Raw genomic sequence first — 21,355 nt, 5'->3', positions numbered from 1 at the left:
TGTCTCCTTGTCGATGGAGACGAGCATCGCGGCGCCCGCCGCTCCCTGCTCGCTCGACAACAGGACGAGACAGCACCGCCGGATGTGACATCACCGCGAAAAATTTTACGCCGCGACGCGCACCATCCGGTCAGCCATGGCGCGGTAGGACAGGGCTTCGGCCAGATGCACCCGCCCGACCTTCTCCTCACCGGCGAGGTCGGCGATGGTGCGGGCGACCTTCAGCACGCGGTGATAGCCCCGCGCGGAGAGCCGCATGCGCTCCGCCGCGTCGCGCAGAAGGCGCAGCCCGTCGGTGTCGGGCGCGGCGATCTCCTCGATCAGCGAGGCACCCGCCGCGGCATTGGTCAGCACCCCCGGAAGACCTTTGGCTTTGAAGCGCGCTGCCTGCATGGCGCGGGCCGCCGCAACGCGGGCGGCCACCTCCCGCGTTCCCTCCCGGGGCGCGGGAAGAAGAAGATCGGACGCCGTCACCGCCGGCACCTCGAGGTGAAGATCGATCCGGTCGACGAAGGGACCTGAGAGCCGCGCCTGGTAATCGCTGGCACAGCGTGCGCCGCGCAGGCAGGTGTGGCCCGGCTCGCCCGCATGGCCGCACTTGCAGGGGTTCATGGCGGCGATGAGCTGGAAGCGCGCCGGATAGGTGATCCTGTGATTGGCGCGGGCAACCGCCACCTGGCCCGCCTCCAGGGGCTGGCGCAGGGCGTCCAGCACCTGCGGCTGGAACTCCGGCAGCTCATCGAGAAACAGCACGCCGTTGTGCGCCAGCGCGATTTCGCCCGGCTTGGGACGCGTTCCGCCGCCGACGAGAGCGGCCATGGAAGCTGAGTGGTGCGGCGCGCGGAAGGGCCGCCGGTCGGTCAGGATGCCGCCATCAAGATCGCCCGCCACCGAGCGGATCATGGCGACCTCCAGCATCTCGGCCGGCGTCAGCGGCGGCAGGAGACCGGGAAGCCGTGCCGCCAGCATGGATTTGCCCGCGCCGGCCGGGCCGACCATCAGAAAATTATGGGAGCCTGCCGCTGCGATCTCCAGCGCGCGCTTGGCCGTCTCCTGCCCCTTCACGTCCGACAGATCGGGCACGGCCGACCGTTCCGCCGGAAGGCCCGGCACGGGCCGTGACATCACCTGCGTGCCCCGCACATGATTGGCAAACTGCACCAGCGAGGACGGCGCCAGAATGTCGATATCGCCGCCGGCCCAGGCAGCCTCCGGTCCATTGGCGGCAGGACAGATCAGCCCATGTCCGCGCGCATTGGCTGCGATCGCCGCCGGCAGCACGCCGCTGACCGCAGTGATGGACCCATCGAGCGCAAGCTCGCCCAGCACCGTCATGCCCGCCAGCGCGTCGGCGGGAATGGCGTCGATGGCGGCCATCAACCCGAGCGCGATGGGCAGGTCGTAATGGCTTCCCTCCTTGGGAAGGTCTGCCGGCGCCAGATTGACTGTGATGCGCTTCGGCGGCAGGGCCAGCCCAGTCGCGACCAGGGCCGAACGCACCCGCTCCCGCGCTTCCGTCACCGCCTTATCCGCCAGGCCCACGACCTGGAAGCCGACCGTGCCGTTGGCGACCTGTACCTGGACATCCACCGGCTTTGCCTCGATGCCCTCGAACGCAACCGTGGAAACGAAGATGACCATGGGAGCCCCGCCCTTGGAAAAACATGGGCCACAGCTTACGTCACGGTCGCGGATGGACGCAAGAACATTTAGAGAACATACCTCTGTGCTCGCCTTGTGCCGCGCTCATCTGCTAGGCATCGCCGCAGAACAACAGGAACCTGTCCATGACTATCACCAATGAGGCTGAACTCGCCGGTCTGAAGGAGATCGGCCGCATCTGCGCACTGGCGCTGGAAGCCATGGGCAAGGCGCTGGAGCCGGGCATCACGACAGCCGAACTGGATGAGATCGGCCGGCGGGTCCTCGAACAGGCCGGCGCGAGATCGGCTCCCGAGCTCTGCTACGACTTTCCGGGCGCGACCTGCATCAGCGTCAACGAAGAAGTGGCGCATGGCATCCCGGGTGCACGCGGGATCACCGCAGGCGATCTGGTCAACATCGACGTCTCCGCGGAGAAGAACGGCTATTTCGCCGACACCGGCGCGTCCTTCGCGCTGCCCCCGGTGGCAAAGCGGGTGGACCGCCTGTGTCGTGACGGCCGGCGCGCCATGTGGGCGGGCATCCGGCAGGTGGCGCCCGGCCGGCCACTCGCCGGCATCGGCGAGGCCATCGGAGCCTTCGCCGCCAAGAACGGCTATACGCTCGTGCGCAACCTCGCGAGCCACGGCATTGGCCGTTCACTCCACGAGGAACCCACGGAGATCTCTACCTGGCCCGACCGGTCGGAGCGGCGCACCATGACCGAGGGGCTCGTCTTCACCGTGGAGCCTTTCCTGTCATGCGGCGCCCGGATGGCCGAGGATGACGGGGAGGACCCTTGGACGCTCTACAGCGAGCCCCGCGCACCCACCGTTCAGTATGAGCACACCGTCGTGGTGACAAGAAACGGCCCGCTGATCCTCACCCTGCCGGGTTGAAGCACGAGCCAACCATCCTTGCAGGTGCCGCGCGAACCTTTTCTTATGTCGGGCGAAACGAGCCGCAAAAGCCCGCCGCTCTCTTCGATTTCTGAACAGCCATCACGGGAGCGCATCGACATGGCAGAGGTCCTGCTCCGCATCCTCATCGGCTTTTCGCCGCGCAGCGCTTCGGACGATCTCCTGCGCCTGATGGAGCCAGAGCTCGTCGCTGCCTTTGCGAGGCCCGTCCGCCTGGAGCTGATGCCCGGGCAGCAGGGCGCACTGGCGGCACGGGAGGCCATATCAAGCGCGCCCGACGGCAACACGCTGCTGATCGCGACCTTCGGCACCCACGCCATCATCCCCACCCTGAAGCCGGACCTGGGCTATGATCCTATCGTCGATTTCACGCCGGTCTGCCTTGCCACCCGCGCCCCGCTGGTGCTTGGCGTATCGACGGACCTTGGCGTCACTTGTGTCGAAGATCTCGTGACCCTCGCCCGGCGCCGGGAGTTGACCCAGGGCAGTTCCGGAATAGGCAGCGCGCCCTATCTCGCCGGCCTCCTGTTCCAGCGCATGACCGGGGTCACGCTGGCCCATCGCGCCTACACCGACACCCGCGACCTCTATGAAGACTTCCTGGGCGGCAGGCTCGACCTCAGCTTCAACAACGCCGCAAGCATGCTGCCGCTGGTGCGCGGCGGGCGGCTTTCGGCGCTCGCCGTCACCACGTCCCAGCGCATCGCCGCGCTGCCGGCCATTCCAACACTGGAGGAATGCGGACTGAGTGGCTATTCGCTGAACAACTGGCTGGGTTTCGTGGCCCCGCCGCGAACCGATCCGGCCATCGTTGCCCAGCAAAGCCGGGCCATCGGCATGGCACTGCGGCGCCCGGTGATCGCGGATGCGCTCGCACGCGACGGCATCGAGATCGTTGGCGGCACGCCTGGGGAGTTCGCCGCCTTTATCGCGGCGGAGCTGGAACGCTGGTCCTGGCTGCGATCTGCCTGAGCGAACCCCCGAGCGCTCACTGTTCAGTATGAGCACTGTGATGACCAGAAGCGGTCTGCTGATCCTCACCTGCGGCTTAAAAAACGGCGGCTTGGCTCATACAGTTCACGACAGCGCCGCATCCGCCACGGCGGCGACGACAGCCCATGGCATCACCCGTGAGAGCGACCGGCGGGCGCCTGCCCGGACCTGCTGCGGCAGCCGGTGGTAAAGTTTCTTCACCGCCGGCCTCAGCCGCGCGATCTGGAGATAGGCACGCCCGAGCGCGGTTCGCGCTTCAGCGAAGGTTGCCGTGCCGGCCGCGTGGGATGTCCAGCGCACCTTGTACTCATCGTCCGGCGGCAGGAGATCATAGATGGCGACGCCCCGCCTCCGGCATTCCTCGATGGTGTAGAGCATCTGCACGAGGCCGGGCGAATATTTGTGCAGGGCGCTGTCGAAGGCGCCGAGATAGGCCGCATAGTGCCCTTCGTGGAAGAAGCCGATTTCCGCGGCGGCCAGTTTGCCATCAAGCGTCAGCACCGAGACCATGCAGCCCGGGGCCGCGCTCAGCCCAATCATCATCTCGCAGAGGCGGTCGTCGTGCAGCGGCGTGCCGACGATGCCGCGTTCGGTCAGCCATTGGCGCTTCAGCGCCAGCGCCGCCCGCGCCCAGTCGCGGGCCTCTTCGCCTTCGACGGCGATGAAGGATATCTCACCCAGTTTGGCCAGACGCCGCGCGGCCGAGCCGGCGCGTTTGGCGGCGGAATTCCGCGTCCAGGCGGCGAAATCCTCCGATGCGGTGAGGGTGCGAAGGTCGAGGTAGCGCGCCGTCTCATCCGAGATCGCAGCCGCGCCGCTGGATGACAGCACACCGTTCACCATGCTGCCCTTGCGGACGTTCTTCAGCAGCAGCACATCTACTGGCAGCTTCCGCATTGCGGAAGAGGCGGCCTCGATGTCCGAGGGCCCCGCATCGCGGCTGACGACGGCATCGCCATATTGGATCAGGGGCTCGCCCAGCCAGCGCGCCACCGTGACGCCCATCTCCTTCTCGATGGCGAGAGGGACGGCAACCGTCAGTTCGCCATCGCGCGTCACCGTCACGATGGCGATGCCCCCGCCGCGATCCTCGCAGGCTTTCGCCGATGCGTAGAGCCAGTCAAAGGTCTGGAAAGGCGCGGTTCCCCTGGCGGCATCCACCAGCCGCCGCCATCGCGGCTCGTCCGCCTTCATGCTGGCGCTGTCCCTGACCAACGCGACCCTTGGCGCGCTGGGGGATGCGGCTGAACCCCCGCGTGATGACATTGAACGTACCCTGCCCTGTGGAACCCTGTTGACCACACAGTAGCAGAGCCAAACGTAAAATTCATGGCCGCAGAACCTTGCCGCAGCTCGGATGACGCAGGCGAAGGATGTGGACGTAGCGCGGGCTTCAGCCTATTGCGGCATCATGCATGCCACCATCCGTCCCGCTCGTGAAGATGACGCGCTGCGCCTGCCCGCCATCGAACGTTCGGCGGGCGAAATCTTCCGCACGCTGCCGAAGCTTGCCTGGATCGCGGATGATGACGTGCTGACGGCGAATGAACACCGCGCGCTCATTCGGCAGGGCGCATCATGGGTGGCGGTCGATGACCTCGACGAGCCGCTCGGCTTTCTCAGCGCCGAAAGAACAGTGCCGGAACTGCATATCCGGGAACTGGCCGTGCGCCACGGCAGCCAGGGCCAAGGCATTGGACGGACGCTTCTTGCAACGGCTATCGCCTGGGCCGAGGCCAACAGTTTCGAGGCTGTGACGCTGACAACGTTCCGCCGGCTTGCCTGGAATGAGGCCTTTTATGCAAGCATGGGGTTCGCCACGCTGAAACCTGGCCAGCTGGGACCACGGCTCGCAGCTATCCTGGAGGCCGAGGCCGCCAACGGTTTTCTGCGAAAGGACCGCTGTGCCATGCGGTTGGTTCTCTCTACCGGAAGAGCGATCCCTTGATCGAGCTCCGAGCACCGACCTCCATAAAACCGGCCATTTGAATAGGCTTCAGGCCCGCTTCTTCTCCACGGCATCCCAGAACATGGCGGCGATGTCGGGACCGCCCAGCTTCTTCACCGCGCGGATGCCCGTCGGGGACGTCACGTTGATCTCGGTCAGCTTGCCGTCGATCACATCGATGCCGGTGAAGAGGAGCCCTCTCTCGCGCAGCGCTGGGCCGATGCGGGCGCAGATCTCACGTTCGCGATCGCTCAGCTCGGTCTCCTTGGCCGCGCCGCCGCGCACCATGTTGGAGCGGATGTCATCCTCGGCAGGCACGCGGTTGACCGCGCCGGCGAACTCACCGTCGATCAGGATGATGCGCTTGTCGCCCTGGCTGACCTTCGGCAGGAAAGCCTGCACCACCCACGGCTCGCGGAAGGTGGCCGCGAACAGGTCATAGAGCGAGCCGAAGTTGGGATCACGCACCGCGACCTTGAACACCGCCGCGCCGCCGTTGCCGTAGAGCGGCTTCATGACGATGTCGCCATGCTCGCGGCGGAACGCCTCGATCTCGGCCCTGTCGCGGGTGATCAGCGTCTCCGGCATCAGCTCGGGGAACAGGGTGACGAAGATCTTCTCCGGCGCGTTGCGCACATGGGCGGGATCATTGGCCACAAGCACCTTGGGCTGCAGCCGCTCCAGAAGATGGGTGGTGGTGATATAGGCCATGTCGAAGGGCGGGTCCTGCCGCAGCATAACCACGTCGAAATCGGCAAGATCGACCCGCCGCTCGTCACCTAAAGTGACATGATCGCCGGCCGTGTCGCGCACCTCAGCCGGCCGCAACGTCGTCACTACGTTGCTGCCGGAAAGCGACAGCCGGTCGGGTGTGTAGACCGAAAGCTCGTGGCCGCGCGCCTGCGCTTCCAGCATGAGCGCGAAGGTGCTGTCGCCGCTGATGTTGATGCGCTCGATGGGGTCCATCTGGACAGCGACACGGAGGGACATGGGAAACTCCAAGGGAAGGATCAGAAGGAAGCGTCGAAGGCCTGTACGATGTGGCGCGGCAGGCGGCCCGGCGCAATAAGCAGGAGGTCGAAACGGATGTTATGGCCGCCATAATGCGGATTGCGGGCGAGATAGCCGCGCGCGGCCTGCACGATCCGCTCGCGCTGGCGCGGCGTCAGCGCCTCGGCGGCAAGATCGAGCGTCGAACGCGCTTTTACCTCCACGAAGACAAGGCTTTGCCCCCGCTGCACCACCAGATCCACCTCGCCCATCGGCGTCTTCAGCCGCCGCGCCAGGATCCGGTAGCCCTTGAGGCGCAGCCACCAGGCGGCAACAGTCTCGCTGCGGCGGCCGCCGGCTTCTGACAGGCGGCGGTCGGCCGCGCTTCTCATTGGGCGGCGCCGCCTTTCGCCAGCACGAGGGCGCGGGCATAAACCTCGCGTCGCGGCAGGCCGGTTTCCTTGGCGATCTCGGCGGCGGCGTCCTTCACGGACAGGCTCTGCAGCGACTCCGTAATCAGCCGGTCGAGATCGGCCTCGTCAGGCGCCTCCGCCGGTGCCGGAGGGCCGATGACCACGACGATCTCTCCCTTGGGCCCGCCGGCCGTCGCATAATGCGCGGCCAGCGCCGTGAGGTTGTCCCGCCGCACCTCTTCGAAAGCCTTGGTCAGCTCTCGCGCAACGGCGGCCGGACGATCGCCCAGGACATCACGCGCATCGGCCAGCATGGCGGCAAGGCGCGGGCCGGTCTCAAAGAACACCAGCGTGCCCGGCACCTTCGCAACCTCCGTCAGCCGATTGCGCCGAGCCCCCGATTTGGGCGGCAGGAAGCCCGCGAAGAAAAAAGCGTCGGTCGGCAGGCCCGCCAGCACGAGGCCCGTCAGCACCGCCGAGGCGCCGGGAACGGTGGAGACGAACAGCCCCTCCTCCGCCGCGGCCCGGACGAGCTTGAAGCCGGGATCGGAGACCAGCGGCGTGCCGGCGTCGGAAATCTGCGCCAGCGCCTCGCCGGCGGCGAGACGCGCCAGGATGCGCGGGCGCATCTCCGCCGCGTTGTGGTCATGATAGGATATGAGCGGCGTCTCGATGCCATAGGCATCAAGCAGCTTGCGCGAGACACGGGTGTCCTCCGCCAGCACCGCATCGGCGCCCGCCAATGTCTCCAGCGCACGAAGGGAGACGTCTTTCAGGTTGCCGATGGGTGTCGCCACGACATGCAGGCCCGGCGCCAGTGCCCGCGCGGGAAAGGCATGACCGCCGATGAGAAAGCGGCGCACACGCATCTCGGTGCGATCACGGTTTGGCGAGGGGGTGCTTGGCATCTGCGGCGGGACTGGTTACCAAAGAGGCTGACCTTACGACCGGGACCGGCGCGACCGCAACGCGAAGGTTCCGCATTTCGCGCATATTCCAATCGAGGCCTCATCATGGCTGTTGTTTCCCGCCGCCGGTTCCTGTCACTGGCCGGCTTTGCTTCCCTCGCCCTTGCTGGCTGCCAGTCGGTCTCCGACAACACGGGTTCCGGGCTCCTCTCAGCCCCCACCACCGCTGTGGAAACGAGGGCGCTGGGCGACGTCATGGGCCAGGGCCAGGTCAAGGTCGCGCTGCTCCTGCCGCAGACCGGCACCGGCGCACCGACCGCGACCTCGCTGCGCAACGCCGCCGAGATGGCCCTGGCCGAGTTCAACAATCCCAACATCCAGCTTCTGGTGAAGGACGACAAAGGCACGCCGCAGGGCGCCGCCGAGGCGGCGCAGGCCGCCATCAACGAGGGCGCGGAAGTGATCCTCGGGCCGCTCTTTGCCCAGAGCGTCGCCGCCGTGGGCGGCGTGGCGCGGCAGGCCAATGTGCCTGTCATCGGCTATTCCACCGATGCCAGCGTTGCCGGCAGCGGCGTCTATCTCCTGAGCTTCCCGCCACAAGGCGATGTGGAGCGCATCGTCGAGCACGCCAGCCAGTCCGGCCGCAAATCCTTCGCCGGCCTCGTGCCCGACAATGCCTATGGCACCGTCGTGGAGGCCGCTTTCAAGGAAACCGTGGCACGCGTCGGCGGCCGTCTTGTCGCCTTCGAGCGCTATCCGGCGGACCAGGCGGGGGCCCAGGCCGCGGCCAAGCGCTTCGCCGCCACCGCCGGCACATCGGCAGACGCGATCTTCGTTCCGGGATCGGCCTCGGTCGTGCCCGGTCTCGTCCAGGCCATGACTGCGGCCGGCGTCGATACGCGCCGGGCCATGCTGCTCGGCACCGGCCTGTGGGACGATCCGGCGCTTCTTTCCTCGCCGGTCATGGCCGGCGCGCGTTTCGCGGGTGCCGACAAGGCCATGTGGCAGAGCTTCTCCTCGCGCTACCGCGCGCGTTACGGCTCCGATCCCGTGCGCACCGCCTCGCTCGCCTATGATTCCGTCACCCTGATCGCCGCCCTGGTGCAGACGCAGGGGATGCAACGCTTCAGCCCCGGCGTGCTCACCAACAGCTCCGGCTTCAGCGGCGTCGACGGCCTGTTCCGCTTCCGGCCCAACGGCACCATCCAGCGGGGGCTGGCGGTGCTTGAGGTCGGCGGCGGCACCACCCGTGTGGTCGCTCCCGCGCCTCGCAGCTTCGCATCGGCCGGTCTGTAGGCGGCGTCCGCCTCAGAGAAAGCCGATCCAGCGGCCGGCGATGACAGCACCCGTCCAGATGGCGATGGATGCGGCCGCGAAGATCTTCAGGGGAGCGGCCGGCTCCGCTGCCCCGTCGATCGACAGCCGCCAGTGCCGGCCAAAATGCACCAGCGTCACATTGGCGATACCGAGCCCGATCAAGACGAGCTTGGCGAGAAAGGCCGGGTTTTCGACATAGCTCACTGGCCGCACGCTGAAGAGCAGGAAGCCGGTGATGAGCGCGCCGCCGAGGCCGCAGGCGGCCACCTTCATCAAGGGTGGGGCGAGGAGGGAGAGCGGAGCGGACCGGAACAGGCCAAGCAGGCGCAGGTCCAGCACGAGGATGCTGCCGATCAGCGTTCCCAGCGCGAGGATATGAGCGGCATTGACGAGAAGATAAAGGGTGCCGTTGCGCCGCAGCGCCTCCGCCACCGGCCATTCGGAAAGCCCGGCAAGCGCCTCCATGCCGGCGCGCTCAGCGTTTGATACGCTCCGGATAGATGTCGTAGGTCTTCTCGCCCACCGTGATCTGCACCGCCTTCATCCGCTTTTCGCCTTCGTCCTCCGAGCGGTTGCCGAGAGCCTTCAATGTGTCGCCGACTTTGGCCGAGCCTTCCACGAAGCCCGCGCGTTTTGTCTGGCTGGGGTTGCCCAGCTCCACGGTCCACATGCCGTCAGATGCTTCCACCTGCAGCGTCGGATGAGGCGGGCCGATGAAGATTTCCCGGACCGTGCCCTCAAGCTCGACCTGAGCGGCCTCGGCCCAGCTCCAGCCATGGTGCGCCATGGCGGCGGAGGCGAGAAGTGAAAGACCGAGAACGCCAACCGTCACTGCCCGCAACTGGATCATCGTGCTCTCCCTCGCGAAATCTGCTGATGAAAGCTAGCACCTCCTGCGGAGACGTCGAGAGCGACACCGCTCACCTCTGCGTCATAACGAAGAGCGCTCGGAAGCTGTGCAGGAAGATTTACATCGGCTTGCGGCGACCACCTGGCACCGCTAGAGGCTAGGCACGCTGGTGGGGACCGCGCATGCTTTTTCAGACGCAGGTGTTCGTACTTGGCTTCCTGCCTTTGGTGCTCGCGCTCTATTATCTGTTGGCGCACCGGCTGGTGGCCCGTGAGTGGGTGCTGATTGTCGCCTCGGCCATATTCTATGGCTGGTGGGACATCCGCTTTCTGCCGCTCATGGTGGGGCAGACGATCGTCAGTTGGGCGGCGGCCAGAATGGCAGGTCCTGGACATGGCCTTCTGCTGCCTCTGGCGATCGCGGGAAATCTCCTGATCCTTGCACTGTTCAAATATGCCGACTTCGCCGTTGCCAGCATCGAGACCATTCTGGCCACCGATCTTCCACGCAGTCCGCTGATCCTGCCCATCGGCATCAGCTTCTATACCTTCCACCTGGTGACCTACCTCGTCGATCTCCGGCGCGGAGAGGCTCCGGTCTACGGGCTCAGGCGGATGCTGCTTTACGTGATGTATTTTCCGCAGCTCGTGGCCGGCCCAATCATCCGCCAGAGCGAAATCATGTGGCAGTTCGATCTGGATCCCTTACGGCCGGGATGCGCAGAACGGATCGGCCGCGGCGCGGCGCTCTTCGTTCTGGGCTTGGCGAAGAAGATCTTCATCGCCGACAAGCTCGCCCCAGTTGCGGATAATGCGTTTGCCACCGCGACACAGACCGTTCCGCTCTTTGGCGAGGCATGGTCGGGCTCCTTCGCATTCGCTTTCCAGCTCTTCTTCGACTTCTCAGCCTACTCGGAAATGGCCATAGGCATTGGCCTGATGATGGGCCTCAGGCTGCCCGACAATTTCAACGTGCCCTACCGCGCCAGAAACATTCAGGACTTCTGGCGGCGCTGGCACATGACATTGTCGCGGTTCTTCCGCGACTACTTCTACATTCCCCTCGGCGGAAGCCGCTCCGGCCCCGTCAGATACGTTCTTGCCACCATGGCGACCATGACCCTCTGCGGCCTGTGGCATGGCGCCGGCTGGACCTTCGTGGTCTGGGGCCTTCTTCATGGGATAGCGCTCGTTCTCTGCCGAGGATGGTCTTTCACCGGGATCAGGATGCCTGGGATTGCAAGCTGGGCCCTGACCATGACCTTCGTCTTCGCGGGTTGGGTGATCTTTCGGGCCGTCGACTTCGAGTCGGCCTCACGCATGTTTGCGGGTCTTGGCGGAGCCGGTGGATGGGGCGGCGGAAAGAGCTGGGCGCTTATAGGTCTAGCCGCCGCGATTTCCATGATCGGGCCGTCGGCCACCATTTTCACGTCGGAGAAGCTGCGCCCAAGACTGGGGTACGCCATGGCCGCAGGCATCCTCCTCACCGCCGCCGTGCTCGAGGTGGGCACCGGCCAGCCCGTCACCTTCATTTATTTCCAGTTCTGAGGGATCGGTCATGTGGCAGCAGTTTGTGCGGGTTCTGCTGAGCACAGCGGGTGCGGCCCTCGTGGCAGCATGGCTGATCATCCTGCTGGTTGACCCCCTCGGCATCTCACCCATCGGCGTCCTCGGCGGCAGCGTTCCCACCGAAGCCAACCGCCGCTTTGTCGTGCCGCTTGTCGTGCGAAGCGGCGATTATGACTCCTACCTTGTGGGAACATCGACGCTGCACCACGTCGCTCCCGCCGTTGTCGAGAAGCAGCTCGGCGGCCATTTCGCTAATGTGGCGATCCATGGCTCGACACCCTATGAGCAAAGACGCGTGCTCGAGCTCGTCTTTCGGCAGCTTGTGACACCCAAGATGATCGTGCACGGCATCGATACGAGGTGGTGCCTGCCGCAGCAGCCCCGGTACCATCCGGAATCCCCCCTCCCGGAATGGCTTTATGACGATGATCTGGTTGGTCATCTCACCCATGTTCTCAATGGACGCATGCTGACGCTCGTTTTCAAGCGGCTCTCGTTCGCGGTCGGTCTTCGCGAGCCGGATGTGGATCCGAGCGGCTATCGCAACGATCTGAAGGACGACAGCACCTGGACAGCGGAATCCGCCCGCTCGCGTTTGTGGGCCGCAAGCACCATCCATGTTCAAAACAAGGCCGCGTTGCAGGCCGGCGATATGCAGGTTGAGGAAGGCCGCTTTCCCGAGCTCGACGCCCTTGACGATCTGCTCGAGGTCGCGTCACCACGCACGACGCTGATGTTCGTTATGATGCCGCTCCACATTGCGGCACTTCCCGAAGAAGGCTCCGATCGAGCAGCGATGCTCACCGCATGCAAGCAGCGAATGAAGGAACTGGCTCGCGCCCGTAACGCAATCGCTGTGGACTATCTTTATCCGTCAGATCTGACGCGCAGCGACATTCATTTCTGGGACCATGACCATACCCGCATTTCTTTCACCGAAAGACTTGCCGATGATCTGGCGGCCGCCTTGCAGGGAAAACGCCGGGCAGATGACGGAAGCTGGACGACCATAACAGCAGCCGGCAGCTGAACGCCCCAACGTCACTTACAACGGGCTGATGGCGCCCCAGCGGTAAAGCAGGCGCGGGTCGTGTCCTTCGGCTTCCAGCGCGTTGAGCAGCCGGTCCAGCAGCCAGCCCAGCGCGTCCCGCTCGACGGGCTCCAGCCGCGCAATCACCGCTTCCAGTGCGGCGATGCGGGCGGATGCCAGCTTCTCCGCTTCGCGGCGGCCGGCGGGTGTCAGGGAGACACGCACCACGCGCTTCACCTTGGCGGCACGGCGCACCAGCCCTTCCGCCTCGAGCCGGTCCACCAGCCGCACGGTGGCCGATTGTGACAGGCCGACTGCGGCCTCAAGCTCGCTGACCGACATGTCCTTGGCGCGGAGAAAGCTTAAAAGCGCGGCGGGCTTGGAATCATCGAGGCCATTGAACGCCGCCACCTGCCGGTCGTGGAGACCGAGCGCGAGAGCTCCAAGGCGGGTTGCGGCAGCCGACATATCCATAAGTCGCATGGAGCAGCCGGATGCGACCTTTTGTCAAGCAGCTTCGCTCAGTGATGGCGGCCCGACAGTTCCCTCTGCATCAGCACCAGATCAAGCCGCCGGCCAAACTTCTCGCCCACGCCCGCCATACGGCCGACCTCACGAAACCCCATGGCCTCATGCATCACCAGCGAAACGTCGTTGGCGGCATCGATGGCCCCCACCATGACGCGCTTTCCCATGTTCTCGGCGGCCTTGATCAGCTCGCGCAGCATGGCCTTGCCGATGCCCGCGCCCTGATGCGCGGGCGCCACATAGATCGAGTGCTCCACCGTGGGGCGATAGCCTTCGTGCGGACGGAACGGCCCGAAGGTGCCGTAACCCACGATCTCCGTTCCTTCTTCAGCAACGAGAACGGGAAAACCGGCACCGGTGCGCTCCTCGAACCAGGCGAGGCGCTCCGCATAGCTCGACGGCGTCTCGTTCCAGATGGCGGTGGTGGTGAGCACGGCATCATTATAGATCGCAAGGATGCCGGCGAGGTCGGATGGGAAGGCGGTACGTATCTGCATAACGGCCACAATGATAACGCGCCGCGCCGCCTGATGCATCAGCGTCCTTGCCGGTTTCTCGGCCCAATGCTATCGCCCTTTCCATGACCGCTGAGACCATTCCCAACATCCGCAATTTCTCGATCGTGGCCCATATCGACCACGGCAAGTCGACCCTTGCCGACCGGCTGATCCAGCTCACCGGCGGCCTGGCCGACCGGGATATGAAGGAGCAGGTGCTCGACAGCATGGAGATCGAGCGCGAGCGCGGTATCACCATCAAGGCGCAGACCGTCCGCCTCTCCTACAAGGCCAAGGACGGCAAGGACTACATCCTCAACCTGATGGACACCCCCGGCCACGTCGATTTCGCCTATGAGGTCTCCCGGTCGCTGGCCGCCTGCGAGGGCTCGCTCCTGGTGGTGGATGCCTCGCAGGGTGTCGAAGCCCAGACGCTCGCCAACGTCTACCAGGCGCTCGACAACGACCATGAGATCGTCCCCGTCCTCAACAAGATCGATCTTCCCGCCGCCGAGCCGGACCGCATCAAGGACCAGATCGAGGAGGTCATCGGTCTCGACGCCTCCGAGGCCGTGCCGATCTCGGCCAAGACAGGCATCGGCATCGACCTCGTGCTCGAGGCCATCGTCAACAAGCTGCCGCCCCCCAGGGGCGACCGGAATGCGCCGCTGAAGGCCATGCTGGTGGACAGCTGGTACGACGCCTACCTCGGCGTCATCGTGCTGGTGCGCGTGGTCGATGGCGTCCTCAAGAAGGGCCAGCGCGTCAAGATGATGGGCACCAACGCCACCTACGAGGTGGAGCGCACCGGTGTCTTCACGCCCAAGATGGTCAACGTCGACCAGCTCGGTCCAGGCGAGGTCGGCTTCATCACTGCCGCCATCAAGGAAGTGGCCGATACCCGCGTGGGCGACACCATCACAGAGGAAAAGCGCCCCACCGCCGAACCGCTCAAGGGCTTCAAGCCCGCACAGCCGGTGGTGTTCTGCGGCCTCTTCCCGGTGGATGCGGCCGACTTTGAGGACCTGCGCGCCGCCATGGGCCGCCTCAGGCTCAACGACGCCAGCTTCTCCTACGAGATGGAGAGCTCGGCCGCGCTCGGCTTCGGCTTCCGCTGCGGCTTCCTCGGCCTCTTGCACCTGGAAATCATCCAGGAGCGCCTCAGCCGCGAGTTCAACCTCGACCTCATCGCGACGGCGCCTTCGGTCATCTACGACATCAAGATGAACGACGGCTCGGTGATCGCGCTGCACAACCCGGCCGACATGCCCGACGTCGTCAAGATCGCCGAGATCCACGAACCCTGGATCCGCGCCACCATCCTGACGCCTGACGAATACCTCGGCGGCATCCTCAAGCTGTGCCAGGACCGCCGCGGAACGCAGATCGACCTCAACTACGTCGGCAAGCGCGCCATGGTGGTCTATGACCTGCCGCTCAACGAGGTGGTGTTCGACTTCTACGACCGGCTGAAGTCGATCTCGAAAGGCTATGCCTCCTTCGACTACAACATCACCGACATGCGCGAGGGCGACCTCGTCAAGATGTCGATCCTGGTCAACGGCGAACCCGTGGATGCGCTCTCCATGCTGGTGCACAAGACCCGCGCCGAAATGCGCGGCCGCGCCATGTGCGAGAAGCTGAAGGACCTGATCCCTCCGCATCTGTTCCAGATCCCGATCCAGGCGGCCATCGGCGCCAAGGTCATCGCCCGGGAGACGGTGCGCGCCATGCGCAAGGACGTGACCGCCAAGTGCTACGGCGGCGACGCCACCCGCAAGCGCAAGCTTCTGGAGAAGCAGAAGGAAGGCAAGAAGCGCATGCGCCAGTTCGGCCGCGTGGAGATCCCGCAGGAGGCCTTCATCGCCGCGCTGAAGATGGACAGCTGAGGCGCATTCGCCCGTCGGCAGCTCAGCCGGTGCCGGGTGCCGGACCCGTCTGATTTTCCTTTTCCGACGGCAGGGCACCGGTGCCGGGCGTCGCGTCCGGGTTCGTTAGCTCAGGCTTGGCGTGCGGTCCTGATGGCGGCCGCCGGCCCTCCTTCGTGTTGTCGTTCGAGGAGCCGCGCTCGTTAGCTGGTTTGTCGTTTTCCATGGCACACCTTTGACGGGATAAAGCAGTAACGCACCCGCCCCCGCCAAGGTTTCTATCGACGGTAAGGTTTCAGGCTTTCTCGGCAGCGTACCGCCGATAGCCATCGGCCCTGAGCGAACAGGCCGGGCATGTGCCGCAGCCATAGCCCCACTCATGCCGGGCGCCGCGCTCGCCCAGGTAGCAGGTGTGGCTATGCTCCACGATGGTTTCGACCAACGCCTCGCCGCCAAGACGTTCCGCCAGCTCCCACGTCTCCGCCTTGTCCAGCCACATCAGCGGCGTATCCAGCACGAAGCGGCGGTCCATGCCGAGGTTCAGCGCCACCTGCAGCGCCTTGATGGCGTCGTCGCGGCAGTCGGGATAGCCGGAAAAATCGGTCTCGCACATGCCGCCCACCACATGTCTGAGGCCCCGCCGGAAGGCGAGCGCCGCGGCAAAGGTGAGGAAGACGATGTTGCGCCCGGGCACGAAGGTGTTGGGCAGGCCGCCGTCGGTCATCTCGATGGCGACATCGCGCGTCAGTGCGGTCTCGGAGATCTGCCCCAGCACGGAAAGATCCACCGTATGGTCTTCGCCGAGGCGAGCTTTCCACTCCGGCCTGGCCTCGATCATCTTGTCCCGCAGCACGGCGCGGCAGTCCAGCTCCACCCGGTGCCGCTGGCCGTAATCGAACCCCAGCGTCTCTACGCGCTCGAAGCGATCGAGCGCCCAGGCGAGGCATGTGGTGGAATCCTGCCCGCCGGAGAAGAGGACAAGCGCGCCGCTGTCAGTCGCCATCATATTCCGCCCAGCTCATGGGGGTCTCATAGACCGCGACAGCGGCAAGCGTCGGCACCACAGGTTTGGTCCGCTCATAGATCCACATGGCGATATGTTCCGCCGTCGGGTTCTCAAGCCCTTTGATGTCATTGAGCGTGTAATGGTCGAGCTGCTTCAGGACTGGCGCGAAGGCCGCCTCCACATCGAAGAAGTCGGCCACGAAGCCGGTGCGCGGGTCGACCGGCCCTTCCAGCTTCAGCTCCACCCGATAGGAGTGGCCATGCATGCGATAGCAGCGGTGAGTTTCGGGCACGTTCGGCAGCCGGTGAGCCGCTTCGAAGGTAAAGGCCTGCACAATCTTCATGAAATGCCGATCATCTTGTGGGTCTGGAGGCTGAGGCGCCATTTGGGATGCGCGAGGCAATAGGCCACCGCAGCTGCGGTGTTCTTGGCCCGCGCCGGCCCGTCCATGGGCTGCAGCCAGTAATGCGCGAAATCGAGCTCCGGAAGCGCATCCGGCATCAGGTCCGGCTGCGGAAAGACCAGCTTCAGTTCATGTCCCCGCCGCGCCACCAGCGGCGCCCCCGCCTTGGGGCTCACGCAGATCCAGTCGAGCGCGGCCGGCGGCTCCAGCGTCCCATTGGTTTCCACCGCCGCCTCGAAACCACGCGCGTGGATCGCGTCCAGCAGTTCCTCGTCGAGCTGGAGGCAGGGCTCGCCGCCGGTGAAGACGACATAGCGGTTGGCCAGTTCCGGCCCCCAGGCGGCGGCGATGGCCTCCGCGAGAGCCTCGGCGTCACGGAAGCGTCCGCCGCCTTCGCCGTCCATGCCGATGAAATCGGTGTCGCAGAACCGGCAGATGGCCTCCGCCCGGTCTTCCTCGCGCCCGCTCCACAGGTTGCAGCCGGCGAAGCGGCAGAACACGGCGGCGCGGCCCGCATGGGCGCCCTCGCCCTGCAGGGTCAGGAAGATCTCTTTGACGGCGTAGCTGGTCAAGGCGCTCTCTCATGGCGAAACCGGGGCTAAAAACCTCAAGAGAGGCGCAAGCACAAGCGTGCCGCTGCTCAAATGCGCGGCAGAACTTGCGGCCGCCGCCTCCACCGACCATTCTGCCGTCTCCAACAGATCAGGATATTCCCCATCATGACTGAGCGCCCGCTCCTCCTTATCACCGGCGGCAGCCGGGGCATCGGCGCCGCCATCGCCCGGATGGCCGCCGCACGTGGCTACTACCTTGCCATCAACTATCGCGATGATGCCGCATCCGCCGAAGAGGTGGCCAAGGCCTGCCGGAGCGCAGGCGCCAGGGCCGTGACCCTGAAGGGCGATATGGCCAGGGAAGCCGACATCGACCATGTGTTCGAAGGCGTGAAGGCCGCGGGCACCCTCACCCACTTCGTCAACAACGCCGGGATCACCGGCCGCATCAGCCGCCTCGACGAGGCGACACCCGAAACCATCCGTGCCTGCATCGACCTCAATGTCACCGGAGCGCTTCTGGCAGCGCGCGCCGCCGTCAGGCTCATGTCGCCGCGTTATGGCGGCGCCGGCAAGGCCATGGTCAATGTCTCCTCCATGGCGGCGTCGCTGGGGAGCCCGGGCGAATATGTCTGGTATGCGGCCTCCAAGGCCGCCATCGAGGCTTTAACCGTCGGCCTGTCGAAAGAACTGGCGCCTGACGGTATCCGCGTCAATGCCGTCGCACCGGGCCTGATCGCCACCGAAATCCATGCGCGGGAAAGCGGTTCTCCCGACCGGCTGACACGGCTTGCGCCCAGCATGCCGCTCGGCCGCGCCGGAAAGGCCGAGGAGGTCGCCGAGGCGGCGCTGTTCCTCCTGTCCGATGCGGCCTCCTACATCACCGGCACCAGCGTGCGCGTCTCTGGCGGACGTTGAGGCTCCGCTTTTGGTACTCTACCGGCTGAAGAGGTGATTCCCCGGAAGGAAATGGCATGCCCGTCCGTCCGCTTGCCGGCGCCGCAGCGCTCATGTCCCTGATGATGCTCACGCCTGCGGGGGCTCAGGTTCCGCAGCCTGTGCCGCGGCCGCAGCCGGCTGCTCTGACCGCTGTTCAGCCGATCGCCGATGCACCCGCCAAGGAGCTCTTCGGACGGGTCACCGCTCCGGCCGCCCAGCCTCCGCTCGCCGCTCGCTCCATCGGATTTTACTCCAAAGGCTGCGTGGCGGGTGCCAAGGCATTGCCCATCGACGGCGCGACCTGGCAGGTGATGAGGCTGTCGCGCAACCGCAACTGGGGGCATCCTGATCTCATCGCCGTTCTGGAGCATCTCGCCATGCGTGTCCCGCGCGAGACATCCTGGCCCGGCCTTCTCGTCGGCGACATATCCCAGCCCAGGGGCGGGCCGATGCTGACCGGCCACGCCAGCCACCAGATCGGGCTCGATGCCGATGTCTGGCTCAATCCCATGCCGCCGCGCCGGCTCAGCGGCGAGGAGCGCGAGAAGATCTCCGCGATCAGCGTGGTAGCGAAGGATTGGCTGGATATCGACCCGAACATCTGGACACCGGACCATCTCAAGGTGATCCGGCTGGCGGCGCTGGAGCCGCGTGTGGAGCGCGTGCTGGTGAACCCCGCCATCAAGAAGGCGCTGTGCCGGGAGGCGGGCTCCGACCGCTCCTGGCTGTCGAAGGTTCGCCCCTACTGGGGCCACAACTACCACATGCACATCCGCATCACCTGCCCCGCCGGCAGCGACGGCTGCCGGCCACAGGCGGCGCCGCCGCGTGGCGACGGCTGCGGCAGCGATCTTGCCTGGTGGTTCACCGACGAGGTGATGAACCCCAAGAAGCCAGCGAAACCCGTGAAGCCCAAGCCCCCCATGACGCTGGCGGCGCTTCCTCCCGCCTGCCGCAGCGTCCTCGTGGCGCCCTGAAGGCCTAGCCTGTGATGAGCTTATAACCGTCGACCGACGCGAGAATGATCACCAGCACGCCGACAAAGGCTGCCAGAACCCGCGTCGGCGCAAACCTGACGGTGAGGCCGGCCAGCGGAGCGGCCGCAACCCCGCCGATGATCAGGCCGAGAGCGCCTTCAAAGCCCTGCCAGCCGAGATGGAACAGGAAGGTGGCGGAGATCGACAGCGTGACAAAGAACTCGGTGATATTGACCGTGCCGATCACCGGACGCGGCGCAACGCCATTGCCGATCAGCGTCGAGGTGACGATCGGGCCCCAGCCGCCGCCGCCGGAGGCATCCAGAAACCCGCCGGCCGCGCCCAGCACCGGGATTCCGCGCGGCAGATCCTCACGCCGTTTCGGCGGCACAACCACGCGATAGAGCACGAAGCAGCCGACCACGGCGAGATAGGCCACCACGAAGGGCTTGATCAGATCGCCATCGATGGAGGAGAGCACCGTCGCGCCCAGGACGCCGCCTCCGACACCGAACGGCAGAAGCCGCCAGAACAGTTTCCGGTCGAGATTGCCGGCCGCGACGTGGGACGCACCGGAGGCGCCCGTCGTGAAGATTTCCGCGGTATGGACGAGCGCGCTGGCGTTGGCCGGCGGCATCCCGAGGCTCAGCATGACGCTGGTGGAGACGAGGCCAAAGGCCATGCCCAGGGCGCCGTCGATCATCTGTGCCGCGAACCCAATCGCGACCAAGGTCCAGAAGTCCTCCATCAGTCCCCCTTCGTTCTGACAGGCCTCGCCGCCTTCACGGAAAGGCGATCGGACAGTGCAAGGATAATGCTCCCGCGGGCGAAGACCATCGGGATGAATGGCGCCCACATCGCGATTTCATGAAGGCTCGATGGCCACACGCCATGAGGGTCTTGAGGAGGACCCTGCAATGTGGCGGCGAAAAATTCTGTTCATTCCCGCGTGGCGGCGCCCGGACAAGACGAAGGCGCGCATCCTGGGCAGGATGCGCGCCGAACGATATCGTACCGGAACGGAAAGCTGCTGCCTATTCCGCGGCAATGCCAACCGGGCAAGAGACGCCGGTGCCGCCGAGGCCGCAGTAGCCGTTGGGGTTCCGCGCCAGATACTGCTGGTGATAGTCCTCGGCATAAAAGAAGGGCGGTGCCGCGCGGATCTCGGTGGTGATGGGTCCAAGCCCCCGCGCCTTCAACGCCATTTCATACGCCTGCCGCGAAGCCTCGGCCGCCGCCGCCTGTCCCGGCGAGGTCGTGTAGACGGCCGACCGATGCAGATCAAGGGGCTTTCGTGCAAATCCGAGCATCTTGCGTCTCCAGCATCAGGTTGCTCAGGCGTATTCGAAGGTCTCCAGCCGATGCCGCCTCGGCTTGCGCCCCATAACGATCAAGAGGGCGCCGAGAACCGCCAGCACGGCGGAGGCAGGCTGGGACAGAACCCAGACCATGACGGGGTCCCACAGCCAGAAGGCCACGTGAGTTTGGATCGCCTCACGCAGCGTCTCTTCCAGGGAGGGATCAATCCCCTTCAGCACAGAGCCGAAAGAGGTCAGAAACAGCCGCCCGTCGGCGATCGAGCGCGTGCCGTCGATGACAAGCGCCACGAAACCGCCGGCGATGAGGCAGGTGCCGATCAGTCTCAACAGAAAGCGGACAAGGCGCATTGAGCCCTCCAGATGCATAGATGGTGATGGCTTCAGGCACTTTCAAATCCCGCCGCCTTCCAAGGTATGCGTCAAGAAAGTGCGTCCGTGAAGCAAATTGCCCATATCCATTCTTGAACCGCGGCGCGTCTTGGCTATAGTCCGCGCGCCGTCGGGGCTTGCTCCGGACGATGCGGAGGGGTGGCCGAGTGGTTGAAGGCGCACGCCTGGAAAGTGTGTATACGGGAAACCGTATCGCGGGTTCGAATCCCGCTCCCTCCGCCACTTCAGTCCGCCTCTGGGCACGCCAATCGCCGCCGATTGCCGCACTTGGCCGCCCGCGAGCGTCCTCAGCAGTT

23 protein-coding genes, 1 tRNA gene and 1 pseudogene are annotated in these 21,355 nt (G+C 65.6%); 10 read left to right on the top strand and 15 right to left on the bottom strand.

Translation table 11 applies throughout. From position 1 onward, the window contains the following. Nucleotides 1–105 precede the first annotated feature (105 nt). Nucleotides 106–1,641 (bottom strand): YifB family Mg chelatase-like AAA ATPase, encoded by a 1,536-nt coding sequence (locus IEV58_RS14495; RefSeq protein WP_188410527.1) that lies wholly within the window; start codon nt 1,639–1,641, stop codon nt 106–108. Between the two features lie 146 nt (nt 1,642–1,787). On the opposite strand from IEV58_RS14495, the gene map reads away from it, so the two are divergent. Both map and IEV58_RS14485 read left to right on the top strand, forming a co-directional pair. Beyond that, nucleotides 1,788–2,540 (top strand): type I methionyl aminopeptidase, encoded by a 753-nt coding sequence (gene map / locus IEV58_RS14490; RefSeq protein WP_188410526.1) that lies wholly within the window; start codon nt 1,788–1,790, stop codon nt 2,538–2,540. 120 nt (nt 2,541–2,660) lie between these two features. Then, nucleotides 2,661–3,533: a Bug family tripartite tricarboxylate transporter substrate binding protein gene (locus IEV58_RS14485; RefSeq protein ID WP_188410525.1), complete on the top strand. Its 873-nt coding sequence runs from the start codon at nt 2,661–2,663 to the stop codon at nt 3,531–3,533. A 105-nt stretch (nt 3,534–3,638) separates the two neighbouring features. On the opposite strand, the gene IEV58_RS14480 is transcribed toward IEV58_RS14485, so the two are convergent. Beyond that, nucleotides 3,639–4,748, bottom strand: coding sequence for a GNAT family N-acetyltransferase (locus IEV58_RS14480; RefSeq protein WP_188410524.1), 1,110 nt, complete (start codon nt 4,746–4,748; stop codon nt 3,639–3,641). A 163-nt stretch (nt 4,749–4,911) separates the two neighbouring features. Here IEV58_RS14480 and IEV58_RS14475 point away from each other — a divergent pair, with 163 nt between their 5' ends. Then, nucleotides 4,912–5,502, top strand: a complete 591-nt coding sequence (locus tag IEV58_RS14475; RefSeq protein WP_229729484.1) for a GNAT family N-acetyltransferase — start codon at nt 4,912–4,914, stop codon at nt 5,500–5,502. Nucleotides 5,503–5,550: 48 nt separating this feature from the next. On the opposite strand, the gene gshB is transcribed toward IEV58_RS14475, so the two are convergent. Genes gshB through rsmI form a run of 3 tightly spaced genes read right to left on the bottom strand, consistent with a single transcriptional unit; the run spans nt 5,551 to nt 7,768 of the window. Beyond that, the gene (gshB, locus tag IEV58_RS14470; RefSeq protein ID WP_188410523.1) at nt 5,551–6,492 is read right to left on the bottom strand and encodes a glutathione synthase; all 942 of its coding nucleotides are present in this window, start codon (nt 6,490–6,492) and stop codon (nt 5,551–5,553) included. Between the two features lie 20 nt (nt 6,493–6,512). After that, nucleotides 6,513–6,884 (bottom strand): YraN family protein, encoded by a 372-nt coding sequence (locus IEV58_RS14465; RefSeq protein ID WP_188410522.1) that lies wholly within the window; start codon nt 6,882–6,884, stop codon nt 6,513–6,515. Next, the gene (gene rsmI / locus IEV58_RS14460; protein WP_229729483.1) at nt 6,881–7,768 is read right to left on the bottom strand and encodes a 16S rRNA (cytidine(1402)-2'-O)-methyltransferase; all 888 of its coding nucleotides are present in this window, start codon (nt 7,766–7,768) and stop codon (nt 6,881–6,883) included. Before rsmI ends, IEV58_RS14465 begins: the two co-directional genes overlap by 4 nt. Before the next feature lie 150 nt (nt 7,769–7,918). On the opposite strand from rsmI, the gene IEV58_RS14455 reads away from it, so the two are divergent. Next, nucleotides 7,919–9,109 (top strand): penicillin-binding protein activator, encoded by a 1,191-nt coding sequence (locus IEV58_RS14455; protein ID WP_188410520.1) that lies wholly within the window; start codon nt 7,919–7,921, stop codon nt 9,107–9,109. 12 nt (nt 9,110–9,121) lie between these two features. Here IEV58_RS14455 and IEV58_RS14450 read toward each other — a convergent pair whose 3' ends face one another. Further along, nucleotides 9,122–9,595: a DUF6644 family protein gene (locus IEV58_RS14450; RefSeq protein ID WP_188410519.1), complete on the bottom strand. Its 474-nt coding sequence runs from the start codon at nt 9,593–9,595 to the stop codon at nt 9,122–9,124. Between the two features lie 10 nt (nt 9,596–9,605). Further along, nucleotides 9,606–9,980 (bottom strand): DUF6152 family protein, encoded by a 375-nt coding sequence (locus IEV58_RS14445; protein WP_188410518.1) that lies wholly within the window; start codon nt 9,978–9,980, stop codon nt 9,606–9,608. Between the two features lie 182 nt (nt 9,981–10,162). On the opposite strand from IEV58_RS14445, the gene IEV58_RS14440 reads away from it, so the two are divergent. After that, nucleotides 10,163–11,527 (top strand): MBOAT family O-acyltransferase, encoded by a 1,365-nt coding sequence (locus IEV58_RS14440; RefSeq protein ID WP_188410517.1) that lies wholly within the window; start codon nt 10,163–10,165, stop codon nt 11,525–11,527. Between the two features lie 10 nt (nt 11,528–11,537). Beyond that, nucleotides 11,538–12,578, top strand: a complete 1,041-nt coding sequence (locus tag IEV58_RS14435; RefSeq protein WP_188410516.1) for a hypothetical protein — start codon at nt 11,538–11,540, stop codon at nt 12,576–12,578. 15 nt (nt 12,579–12,593) lie between these two features. On the opposite strand, the gene IEV58_RS14430 is transcribed toward IEV58_RS14435, so the two are convergent. Both IEV58_RS14430 and IEV58_RS14425 read right to left on the bottom strand, forming a co-directional pair. Then, nucleotides 12,594–13,046 (bottom strand): MarR family winged helix-turn-helix transcriptional regulator, encoded by a 453-nt coding sequence (locus tag IEV58_RS14430; protein WP_229729482.1) that lies wholly within the window; start codon nt 13,044–13,046, stop codon nt 12,594–12,596. A 53-nt stretch (nt 13,047–13,099) separates the two neighbouring features. After that, nucleotides 13,100–13,603 (bottom strand): GNAT family N-acetyltransferase, encoded by a 504-nt coding sequence (locus tag IEV58_RS14425; protein ID WP_188410514.1) that lies wholly within the window; start codon nt 13,601–13,603, stop codon nt 13,100–13,102. An 83-nt stretch (nt 13,604–13,686) separates the two neighbouring features. On the opposite strand from IEV58_RS14425, the gene lepA reads away from it, so the two are divergent. Beyond that, nucleotides 13,687–15,492: a translation elongation factor 4 gene (lepA, locus tag IEV58_RS14420; RefSeq protein WP_188410513.1), complete on the top strand. Its 1,806-nt coding sequence runs from the start codon at nt 13,687–13,689 to the stop codon at nt 15,490–15,492. A 274-nt stretch (nt 15,493–15,766) separates the two neighbouring features. Here lepA and queC read toward each other — a convergent pair whose 3' ends face one another. Genes queC through queE form a run of 3 tightly spaced genes read right to left on the bottom strand, consistent with a single transcriptional unit; the run spans nt 15,767 to nt 17,452 of the window. After that, on the bottom strand, nt 15,767–16,477 hold the full coding sequence (gene queC / locus IEV58_RS14415; RefSeq protein ID WP_229729481.1) for a 7-cyano-7-deazaguanine synthase QueC: 711 nt from the start codon (nt 16,475–16,477) through the stop codon (nt 15,767–15,769). Continuing rightward, the gene (gene queD / locus IEV58_RS14410; protein WP_188410512.1) at nt 16,464–16,820 is read right to left on the bottom strand and encodes a 6-carboxytetrahydropterin synthase QueD; all 357 of its coding nucleotides are present in this window, start codon (nt 16,818–16,820) and stop codon (nt 16,464–16,466) included. Before queD ends, queC begins: the two co-directional genes overlap by 14 nt. Beyond that, nucleotides 16,817–17,452 (bottom strand): 7-carboxy-7-deazaguanine synthase, encoded by a 636-nt coding sequence (gene queE, locus IEV58_RS14405; protein WP_188410511.1) that lies wholly within the window; start codon nt 17,450–17,452, stop codon nt 16,817–16,819. Before queE ends, queD begins: the two co-directional genes overlap by 4 nt. A gap of 147 nt (nt 17,453–17,599) precedes the next feature. Between queE and IEV58_RS14400 the strand changes: the two genes are divergently transcribed. Together IEV58_RS14400 and mepA are read left to right on the top strand one after the other, a co-directional pair. After that, the gene (locus IEV58_RS14400; protein ID WP_188410510.1) at nt 17,600–18,352 is read left to right on the top strand and encodes an SDR family oxidoreductase; all 753 of its coding nucleotides are present in this window, start codon (nt 17,600–17,602) and stop codon (nt 18,350–18,352) included. A gap of 56 nt (nt 18,353–18,408) precedes the next feature. Then, on the top strand, nt 18,409–19,350 hold the full coding sequence (gene mepA / locus IEV58_RS14395) for a penicillin-insensitive murein endopeptidase (protein WP_188410509.1): 942 nt from the start codon (nt 18,409–18,411) through the stop codon (nt 19,348–19,350). 4 nt (nt 19,351–19,354) lie between these two features. Here the strand turns inward: mepA and IEV58_RS14390 are convergent, their stop codons facing one another. From IEV58_RS14390 to IEV58_RS14380, 3 genes and pseudogenes are all read right to left on the bottom strand, one after another. Further along, nucleotides 19,355–20,098 (bottom strand): sulfite exporter TauE/SafE family protein, encoded by a 744-nt coding sequence (locus tag IEV58_RS14390; protein WP_188410508.1) that lies wholly within the window; start codon nt 20,096–20,098, stop codon nt 19,355–19,357. A gap of 286 nt (nt 20,099–20,384) precedes the next feature. Continuing rightward, nucleotides 20,385–20,627 (bottom strand): annotated as a pseudogene (locus IEV58_RS14385) (peptide-methionine (S)-S-oxide reductase); the annotation flags it as partial. 57 nt (nt 20,628–20,684) lie between these two features. Beyond that, on the bottom strand, nt 20,685–21,017 hold the full coding sequence (locus IEV58_RS14380; protein WP_188410506.1) for a hypothetical protein: 333 nt from the start codon (nt 21,015–21,017) through the stop codon (nt 20,685–20,687). A gap of 174 nt (nt 21,018–21,191) precedes the next feature. Between IEV58_RS14380 and IEV58_RS14375 the strand changes: the two genes are divergently transcribed. Further along, nucleotides 21,192–21,281 (top strand) — tRNA-Ser (locus IEV58_RS14375). Nucleotides 21,282–21,355: the final 74 nt, after the last annotated feature.

This window comes from Agaricicola taiwanensis (assembly GCF_014635245.1).
Classification (GTDB): domain Bacteria; phylum Pseudomonadota; class Alphaproteobacteria; order Rhizobiales; family Methylopilaceae; genus Agaricicola; species Agaricicola taiwanensis.
Note: the sequence above shows the minus strand (reverse complement) of the source record. Positions and strands in the feature narration are given on the sequence as shown.

Excerpts from the sequence above, each read along its gene's own strand:
- IEV58_RS14485 (WP_188410525.1), top strand. The coding sequence starts at position 2,661 with ATGGCAGAGGTCCTGCTCCGCATCCTCATCGGCTTTTCGCCGCGCAGC.
- map (WP_188410526.1), top strand. The coding sequence starts at position 1,788 with ATGACTATCACCAATGAGGCTGAACTCGCCGGTCTGAAGGAGATCGGC.
- IEV58_RS14390 (WP_188410508.1), bottom strand. The coding sequence starts at position 20,098 with ATGGAGGACTTCTGGACCTTGGTCGCGATTGGGTTCGCGGCACAGATG.
- IEV58_RS14425 (WP_188410514.1), bottom strand. The coding sequence starts at position 13,603 with ATGCAGATACGTACCGCCTTCCCATCCGACCTCGCCGGCATCCTTGCG.
- IEV58_RS14380 (WP_188410506.1), bottom strand. The coding sequence starts at position 21,017 with ATGCGCCTTGTCCGCTTTCTGTTGAGACTGATCGGCACCTGCCTCATC.
- IEV58_RS14450 (WP_188410519.1), bottom strand. The coding sequence starts at position 9,595 with ATGGAGGCGCTTGCCGGGCTTTCCGAATGGCCGGTGGCGGAGGCGCTG.
- IEV58_RS14480 (WP_188410524.1), bottom strand. The coding sequence starts at position 4,748 with ATGAAGGCGGACGAGCCGCGATGGCGGCGGCTGGTGGATGCCGCCAGG.
- lepA (WP_188410513.1), top strand. The coding sequence starts at position 13,687 with ATGACCGCTGAGACCATTCCCAACATCCGCAATTTCTCGATCGTGGCC.
- mepA (WP_188410509.1), top strand. The coding sequence starts at position 18,409 with ATGCCCGTCCGTCCGCTTGCCGGCGCCGCAGCGCTCATGTCCCTGATG.
- IEV58_RS14495 (WP_188410527.1), bottom strand. The coding sequence starts at position 1,641 with ATGGTCATCTTCGTTTCCACGGTTGCGTTCGAGGGCATCGAGGCAAAG.
- IEV58_RS14440 (WP_188410517.1), top strand. The coding sequence starts at position 10,163 with ATGCTTTTTCAGACGCAGGTGTTCGTACTTGGCTTCCTGCCTTTGGTG.
- IEV58_RS14435 (WP_188410516.1), top strand. The coding sequence starts at position 11,538 with ATGTGGCAGCAGTTTGTGCGGGTTCTGCTGAGCACAGCGGGTGCGGCC.
- gshB (WP_188410523.1), bottom strand. The coding sequence starts at position 6,492 with ATGTCCCTCCGTGTCGCTGTCCAGATGGACCCCATCGAGCGCATCAAC.
- queC (WP_229729481.1), bottom strand. The coding sequence starts at position 16,477 with ATGATGGCGACTGACAGCGGCGCGCTTGTCCTCTTCTCCGGCGGGCAG.
- IEV58_RS14455 (WP_188410520.1), top strand. The coding sequence starts at position 7,919 with ATGGCTGTTGTTTCCCGCCGCCGGTTCCTGTCACTGGCCGGCTTTGCT.
- IEV58_RS14400 (WP_188410510.1), top strand. The coding sequence starts at position 17,600 with ATGACTGAGCGCCCGCTCCTCCTTATCACCGGCGGCAGCCGGGGCATC.
- IEV58_RS14430 (WP_229729482.1), bottom strand. The coding sequence starts at position 13,046 with ATGTCGGCTGCCGCAACCCGCCTTGGAGCTCTCGCGCTCGGTCTCCAC.
- queD (WP_188410512.1), bottom strand. The coding sequence starts at position 16,820 with ATGAAGATTGTGCAGGCCTTTACCTTCGAAGCGGCTCACCGGCTGCCG.
- IEV58_RS14445 (WP_188410518.1), bottom strand. The coding sequence starts at position 9,980 with ATGATCCAGTTGCGGGCAGTGACGGTTGGCGTTCTCGGTCTTTCACTT.
- IEV58_RS14475 (WP_229729484.1), top strand. The coding sequence starts at position 4,912 with ATGACGCAGGCGAAGGATGTGGACGTAGCGCGGGCTTCAGCCTATTGC.
- IEV58_RS14465 (WP_188410522.1), bottom strand. The coding sequence starts at position 6,884 with ATGAGAAGCGCGGCCGACCGCCGCCTGTCAGAAGCCGGCGGCCGCCGC.